Origin of the sequence: Acerihabitans sp. TG2 (assembly GCF_035013185.1) — a bacterium.
Classification (GTDB): Bacteria; Pseudomonadota; Gammaproteobacteria; order Enterobacterales; family Enterobacteriaceae; genus Acerihabitans.
The window spans coordinates 1-7,188 of the sequence record NZ_JAYGJO010000058.1 but is presented as its reverse complement, the minus strand read 5'-3'; the positions used below and the strand labels follow the sequence as shown (position 1 = coordinate 7,188).

The 7,188-nt window shown below is 44.5% G+C and carries 6 protein-coding genes; all 6 read left to right on the top strand.

Annotation, left to right across the window (positions count from 1 at the left end):
• Nucleotides 1-358, top strand: a 358-nt coding sequence (locus SJI19_RS24200) for a DUF2345 domain-containing protein (RefSeq protein ID WP_323480797.1), incomplete at its 5' end; no start/stop codon positions are given.
• A 14-nt stretch (nt 359-372) separates the two neighbouring features.
• Nucleotides 373-1,371: a DUF4123 domain-containing protein gene (locus tag SJI19_RS24195; protein WP_323480796.1), complete on the top strand. Its 999-nt coding sequence runs from the start codon at nt 373-375 to the stop codon at nt 1,369-1,371.
• Between the two features lie 11 nt (nt 1,372-1,382).
• Entirely contained in the window at nt 1,383-4,046 is a 2,664-nt protein-coding gene (locus tag SJI19_RS24190; protein WP_323480795.1) for a T6SS effector BTH_I2691 family protein, read from the top strand.
• The gene (locus SJI19_RS24185; RefSeq protein WP_323480794.1) at nt 4,043-5,032 is read left to right on the top strand and encodes a putative type VI secretion system effector; all 990 of its coding nucleotides are present in this window, start codon (nt 4,043-4,045) and stop codon (nt 5,030-5,032) included. Before SJI19_RS24190 ends, SJI19_RS24185 begins: the two co-directional genes overlap by 4 nt.
• Nucleotides 5,033-5,451: 419 nt before the next feature.
• Nucleotides 5,452-6,423 (top strand): putative type VI secretion system effector, encoded by a 972-nt coding sequence (locus SJI19_RS24180; RefSeq protein ID WP_323480793.1) that lies wholly within the window; start codon nt 5,452-5,454, stop codon nt 6,421-6,423.
• Nucleotides 6,424-6,789: 366 nt separating this feature from the next.
• The gene (locus tag SJI19_RS24175; RefSeq protein ID WP_323480792.1) at nt 6,790-6,975 is read left to right on the top strand and encodes a hypothetical protein; all 186 of its coding nucleotides are present in this window, start codon (nt 6,790-6,792) and stop codon (nt 6,973-6,975) included.
• The last annotated feature ends 213 nt before the right edge of the window (nt 6,976-7,188 follow it).

Sequence of the window (7,188 nt, the reverse complement as noted above, 5' to 3'; positions counted from 1 at the left end):
CAGCCTGTTTGCCAAGGCCATGGGCATCAAGATGTTTGCGGCGGCGGGGCGTATTCAGATCCAGGCGCAAAACGATGCTTTGGAAATGTTATCGAAAAAGGATATGACGATTGTAAGCCATGACGGCAAGGTGACGATCAGCGCCAAAACCGAACTGCTGCTGGCGTGTGGCGAAGCATTTGTGCGTATCAAGGACGGCAACGTGGACATCGGTGGCCCAGGCAATGTGGTGATTAAATGTGGCACGTTGGCGAAGCAGGGGGCGGCAACGCAGCAAGCAAGCATAACGCTACCCGCACATTGCCCGTCAATGGTTTCAACCGCCGCCTCCGGTAAAGAGGCTGGCGTGAAATTGTAACAGGGATGAAAAATATGACAGTAACGTACGATTACCGTGCTGAAGCACAACAAAAACAGGCAGAATGCATGCTTTGTGCACTGAAAACGGAACTTGCCACTGCGGACTGTCGATTGTACCTGCTGGTCGATCCGGTATCTCTGCCCGACGAGGTCCTGCATCCACTGGTCAGCGCACTGGTGGCATTACATCCCATCCCGGTCAGACTCCCTCATCACGCACTCGCTGCACAGAGCTACCCGTGGTTACTGCCACTCGATATGGCCGATGAGGCGCAGGCGGCATTACTGAGATTGAGCATTGACTACGCGCTTAAGGAACTGCACCCGCAGCGGTTAGCGCAAGGTGAAGGCCGGGCGATCTGTGGCTGGTTAACCAGTCCGTATGATGCCGCGACCGTTGCCAGACAACTGGGTGAGACCGCGATACAGAAACTGCCGGACAATTCATCTATCCTGCTGCGTTATTACGACCCGGCGGTGCACAGTGTGCTGTGGAACCATGTCGACGAACTGCAACAGCAACGCTGGCTGGGAGTGCTTTCGGCCTGGGTTTACCCTTGTGGGGATGGGCAGGTGGTCATCCACAAGCATAAGAGTGCCACATACCCACACTTGACCTTTTCGCTGATGCTTGGCGCTGAAGATGCGGTGCTGATTGCTCGGACCGGCAGGATTAACCGCACACTGGAGACCTATCGCAACAAAAATCGGATGTCTGAACGGCATGATGAAGTCAGTGCCGGTGAAATTGTGAAGGCCGCGCTTGAACGGGCTGACTCACAGCACGGATTCACACAGGAATATGACCAGCAGGCGTTGGCACTGGATTGCCTGAAATGGCATCCACAGTTGGATATGCACCACCATATGCGCACGCTCCTTACCCGGGAGGAACGCCCCGACCATGCCAGATACACCACTTGCGTGAAACAACTCGATGACCATATCCGTCAACGGATGTGCGACGAACTGGCGTGTGCCACTCCCCCCCATCCCCGCTGTGCATACTGAAGGAACCCGTCATGGCGCAATTTACCCTGGATATGAATAACTGCCCGATGTGTGCCTCTACTGGCCCGGCATTATTACCGGCTCGTTATGCAGTAGTGACAGACAATATCACCACCGGGATACCCTCGTGGGCCAGACCGCAAAACTGCTTCCCGCAAGCCAAGGGATATGACTACGCACTGCGTGCCTTGCGTCAGGGCTTTGTCTATGTGTTTTATGAACTCTCCCAGCAGTGGGATGCCTGGGCAGTCAGTGAAGACGGTAGTGTCTGGAAGCAGCCTTCAGCCGCGTATGCAAAAGCCAAAAAGTCGCCCGACTGTTCGTCACCACAGCATAACACCACCCATGTTGAGATAATGATATTGCGTGATGACGCTCTGCAGGGTAACACCTGGCTTGCCTTCTCACCCTCAAAGTGGAGTGCTGACGCCCTTGAACGTTATACGAATGAAACTGAAAAACGTCACAAGCGTATGCAGTGTCTGGAATACTGGCAATGGAGCACCCCGGAAAATTCACAGGGTGTAACGGCCGCATCGCCGGGCAGTCTGGAAAACATACTGGATTATGTTCCGCTGAGTCCCTCCCATGCCTCGCTTTTGTTGCCCTATAACCCGGCGGTCAGACGTATCAGCCAGACAGAAAACGCGGCACCCTGGTATAAATTTGAAGAGAACGAGGTTAAACCGCAGGGAACTATTTATCCGTGGAGTAAGACGCGTGCCGGCCATGTGCGTCAAACCCTAAAGGCGCTGCAGGCGCGCGGCCAAGGGCAAACCCCATACGGGCACGCTATCACCCCGCTGGTGATGGCGCTGAATGACCCGATTGGTATCGCACATGAACTGGCAGGATTTGGGGATGATTATGCCGGGTTGCACGCCACATGGCTGGATGAACTGTCGATTGAGTTTATGACGCTTCAGTCGTTGGCTGGAGCAAAAAACCAGATTCAGCAAATGGGAAAGGCAATCGCTGAGCGGCACACCCTGGATGCTTATCAGAGCACAGCAAACTACGGCATGAACAAGGTATCAGGCAGTGTTGGCCATATTGTACCAACTGCACTTTCTCAGCGGCAAACTGCCCTGAATGAACTTATGCAACAGGCGAATATCGATGCCAGCCAGCAGGGTGAAAAGGCATTCGCCACCAGTTGGAAAAAATATGAAACTCAACTCAATCAAGCAAAAATAGACGCATTCAACACCTGTTACAGTCAGTTTTGTTCGATGATCGCCAGTAAACTGGAACTGCTGGCAACCCTTCGGGTGGCGTGGCTAAAGCATGAGTTATTTATCACCAGCAGCCAGGATTTCTATTCTTCGTGTGTTGCGGACAACCTGAGTTACCGTGAAGCGGTAGACTATGGCATGGCTTCGCTGAACCTTACTGACAAAGGCAGTGCGTTTCTGGATGAATTACTGGAACAGTATTCTGCACAGTCTGAAACCAATATTGCCTGGCGTTCATTAATGCTCAACAACCCAGATGTCATTAGTGAAACTCGTGGTTTGTTGCAACTCATGGTGGCACACAAAGGCGTGAATATCGTTGCCACAGAATCCAGCTTTATCGATGCAATCAGTACCTACATGGGGAAATTTACAGACGCGTACGATAAGGCCAATGAGCTAGTCGATAAATCACCATCAGCTAATACGTCTTTTTCTCGCCTTATGCTTGCCACCGATCGTCGTTTATCAACTCTCGGACAACGAGCGTTTCGTGTTACCGGTGGCGAGTTTGTACTGAATCATCTGAATACTCAGCTGAAAAAGAGCCTGTTTTTAATCGCTGCGGGTGTACCCGTTGATAAAGCCCAGGCGCTTTGCCTGTCCGATATTCGTGCCGGAGATCCGTTTCGTAAACAACTTGCATTAGCGATGCAGATGAAAAAATCAGCAGATGATTTGGATATCAATAACGGTTATAAGCGGAACTTTGACAATTTTGCCAAAACTGCCGAGGGTGAGAAGACCATCCGGGCATCACGCATCAAGTTATTGCTCCTATTCTTTAATGGAATGGAATATGCAAAACAACTCAGCGATAGCAAAGGTGACGCAAAAAGTTTTGCTCAGGTCAGTGCTGCGTTCTTAGCGACGTTAAGCACGGCGACTGAATTGGTTGAACCGTTAATTAAGCATGGGTTAGAAAAGGAATTGTTGGCAACTTCGGTGAAGTTGATTGGGCTTAATGCTGCTACAATTGCTTCCGCATTAAATTTGGGTTTTGATGGAAGCAATGTAATTAACGAAATCTTCTGTAAAAAAGAATCTCGATGGGTTTTTGTCGGAATGTGTACAATTAAAAGCGTGGTTGATATAGGTGTGGTATTGAAAACAGTTGGTGGGCTACTAGATGTATTGATTAAGAATACATTGTTATCAGCAGATAGAGTGATTGTAAATACTATAATTAAAATATCTTTGTGGAATGTAGTCGCTTGGGTTGCAAGTTGGCAAGTAATGATATTTATTTACGTACTAGAACGGTTGTATGCTGCATTTATAGATAATGAGTTACAAGCCTGGTGTCGCGAAGGTGTATTCGGTATCGACCCGGATGTCGGATTAATTTCAACAGAATGTCTGGAACTTCCAAATGTTAGGGCTAAATCTTATACAGAACAAGTCAATAAAATTGAAAAAGCATTGGGAGCAATAATTTGAAAAGCAGAAGAAATAGGAAAGATTTCATTGATTATGATGGTGTAATCTTTGATTTGAAATGTGCAAAAACAGATGCTAGTCGTACTTCATATTCAAGTGTTGATATTAAAAATAAGTCTATAAATTATAAGGAGAAAATTTCAAAATTTGAATCGTTGTTAAAACATAAACCGCCTGAAGCAGACTTGCCGCCAAAAGCAACGTTAATAAAAATCAGTGGTGTGTTGGAGGACTTTAGCGTTATGAAGGTTATGGGGTATTTTACTGACCGTGAGTATGAACCGGAATATTTTTCGAAGCAGGAGAAACAAAATCAATATGGCGGATTACTGTTGGCAATATTAGGCAATGCAGTCGGTGCATCTGTAACCACTCAAAGTAAAGAACGGATGAATGACCCCGCAGATTTCGTTCAGGGTAAGATCAATGGTATTGCTTTTCAAGGTTGGTTGGGAATGACCAATGCCAGAAAAGGTGATTTTGTGGAAATGATAGTTGCGCCAAAGGGTGATTATTATGAGGTCTATGCTTTGGCAAACCCTCAGACCAGAGTTTTATCCATAACACCAAGATGTCGACAAGGTATAAATGCGCATCTTAAAGAGGGTGCGAAATTAGGGCATATTTTTGTTGGTATTTGTTTTGTTTTTTTTGCAGTGCCATTTTTAATAATGCTTATTTTAACCGACAAAAAATTTACATTTGAGAATTACTTTTGGATGTTTTTTTTCTTTGTTGTTTTTGATTTATTTTTTTATTTCAAAGGTAAAAGCTTAGCATTGAAAAAAGTAAAGCCAACGATAATTTTAGCTGAGATGATTTTTTCAACATTAGGTTTTGAGAATTCTAGTGCAGTGGACCTTGAAAAAATAACAAAAAATAAACTAAAAGAGCTAAACGAAGAAAAACTTTATGACCGAAAGGATGCTGATGGCCGTCCGCTGCCAGGAAAACACGCCGGGACAGAATATTTTTATTATTATTAATAAAAATTGAATTTGTCTGTTATGAGAAATATCAACAAACTTTATGGGGTGGACTTGCGGCCAATATACTCTTGTTATCATGCGAGACCAGCGGCGGTGGAATACCACTCTCGCAAGTGAAATGCTATTATGTAAAACTATGTAGTTAGGCTGGAAGAAAGTTGGTGCTATATCTTCTGCATTGATGTTAGGTGTAGATAGAGTTTCGTCATTAGATAAAAAACCGATGGGAATTTATTGGATTGGCAAGCAAGAAAGTAGTTTTTTATTTTTTTGGTGTTTCTTAAAAAACCACTGAATTATGTAAAGTATTAATTGAAAATAATATAAATAATGGGAAATTAGGTACATTAATTATTGATGAATTAGGTATTAAATAAATAGCCAGCTAACTTTGATTCAGCATTAAGGACTCTAATATGAATAAACGTAGAAATCGATCCGACTTTCTTGATTTTGATAAAATAGCATTTGAGTTAATGAAATCAAAAGAGCTGGTAGAACGTACATCATACAGAACTGAAGATATGCGTAAGGAAGCCTTACTTGCAGAGAAAAATATACCCGCATTAGAGGAGGTTTTAAAAAACATCCCTCCACCGCCAGTGCTGCCAGCTAAAAAAAAATTAATAAAAATAACTGGAATTCTCAACGACCTGCGGATTATGAAAGTGAAAGGATATTTCGAGGATCGTGAATACGACTTACAAAAAGCAAGAGAAACAGAAGATAGAGAGCAGGTTGGTGCATTAATATTATCAGTAATAGGCAATACCACAGGAGCAGCTGTAACAGCACAAAACGAAACCAGAATGAGTGATCTCTGTGATTTTGTGAGAGGAAAAATCAATGGTATTGATTTCCATGGTTGGTTGGGTTTGACCTCATTGGAGGATGGGGACTATGTTGAAATGGCGGTATCTCCAGATGATGGTTTCTATGTGGTTTATGCAATTAAACATCCAGAGAAGCGTACGATATCAATGACACCCCTTTGTAAACATGGTGTTATTGCGAGCTCGACAGAAGGGATGGATATTTTAGTTTATTTCTTCATGTTTGTTTCACTGTTAATTTTTGCTATTGGGTTATTTAAAGAATCTTTGTTAGAAGATATTTTGCTTTTTGAATTTATATATATAATAGCCGTATGTCTTCTTTTAACGAAAACCAGAAAAGATTTAATTAAAAAACCATCACCTACAACGCAGTTTGCAGAGGCGATTTTTATAGCATTAGGTTTTGAAAATCCTAGTGCAGTGGACCTTGAAAAAACAACAAAAAAAATATTAAAAGAGTTAAACGAAGAAAAGCTTTATGACCGAAAAGATGCTGATGGCCGCCCGCTGCCAGGAAAAGACGCCTGGAGAGAATATCTTTATTATTATTAATAAAGGCTAAATTTATCTGTTATGAGAAACATCAACAATCTTATGGGTTGGACATGTTGCCAATATACTCTTTTTTAACTCGCAGTACTATAGCGTTATAGCAGGCAATGCGCATTATTAAGATGTGAACTACCTTACCAGAACACACTTGACCTACTCGGTAGCATAAAAAATATTGTTTCCTGCCCGATTAAAGGCCACAAGCCCGCGTTGTCCCGGTTATTGATATAACCCAGTTTCTGATGATCTGGGCAATAACCCTGACAGCGCGGGCCTATTCCCCCTATTTTAAGATGACAGTCGGCAATTATCTGAAACTCATTTTAATGGTGTTTATCATCGCCTCGCGAGTCGCATGGTAACATTTTGGCATTATTTTTTGAACACCCGATGCCAACCCCCATCATGGTGCATTATCGCCCACGTGCGCGGGATACATTGCTGCATTCCCGTGTGCTATGGATCGCCATCTCCGTGATGGTAACCGTGGGTTTACTCGTCGGATTGCAGCTTTCGCTGCAGCAGTTATTGCCATTAGCCCTGCCGGGGTAAATGTGGCGTTCAACAACATCCGGCTGCGCAGGTTTGGTGCGCCGGGTGACACTGATCCCGGCTGCGCAGGTTTGGTGCGCCGGGTGACACTGATGACCTGAGGCGCCTGTGGGATTAACGGCGATGGGCGGTAGCATGCCGCTTTTTCAGGTCAGTGAATATTGGTTTTATGACAAGGATATCACTATGACCATGTTGCCACCGGTACTTACC